The organism is Streptomyces chiangmaiensis, from assembly GCF_036281785.1.
GTDB classification, from domain to species: Bacteria; Actinomycetota; Actinomycetes; order Streptomycetales; family Streptomycetaceae; genus Streptomyces; species Streptomyces chiangmaiensis.
This window is the reverse complement of sequence record NZ_JAYWVC010000716.1, coordinates 1-621: the sequence shown is the minus strand read 5'-3', so window position 1 is coordinate 621 and position 621 is coordinate 1. Positions and strand designations below refer to the sequence as shown.

Below are 621 nucleotides of genomic sequence, written 5' to 3'. Positions count from 1 at the left end.
GGGCGGCGTCCCAGCCGCCGGTCACAGGGAACGCCGTCCAGGAGCTCCGTGGCATCGTTGACCCACATGCTGCGCAGTTCCCGGTCACGCACGATGATGCCGATCGGAGTGCGGGTGAGAAGTGATTCCCGCACCGATCCGGTGCTCGCCACCGACGAGAGCACGGCTATGTCGGTCCCGCAGACGAGCCAGCGGACCGCTCCGCCCTGGCCCCACAACTGCGAGATCCGCAGGCTGACATGGTGCGTGTGGCCGTCGCGGTGGCGGACCGCGGTGACGCCGGACCAGCCACCCCGGGCACGGCACTGCTCCGTGAACTCCCCCGACCGCAACGCGTTCTGGGCGAACGGCAGCACGACCGAGACGGACCGGCCCACCACCTCCCCGGCCGCATACCCGACAAGCCGCTGCGCGGTGTCCGTCCACCCGACCACCGTCCCATCGGCGTCGAGCATCGCAATCGCGGCGTCGGGTATCTCGGGGCGGTCGGCTTTCTCACTGAGGGTGCCTTCGACGGTATTGGGCACGGGTTCCTCCCATCAGGTGAATCAGCACAACGCGCAAGGAGCGACGCGATCGCCCCGGTCGTGCGGTGCGGGGTCGAGCGTCTTGGCGCCCTGT

The 621-nt window shown here is 69.7% G+C and carries 1 protein-coding gene; it reads right to left on the bottom strand.

What is annotated here, in order from left to right; genetic code table 11:
* The coding region (locus VXC91_RS46595; RefSeq protein WP_329513365.1) for a PAS domain-containing protein at window positions 1–527 on the bottom strand (527 nt) is incomplete at its 3' end.
* Between the last annotated feature and the right edge of the window lie 94 nt (window positions 528–621).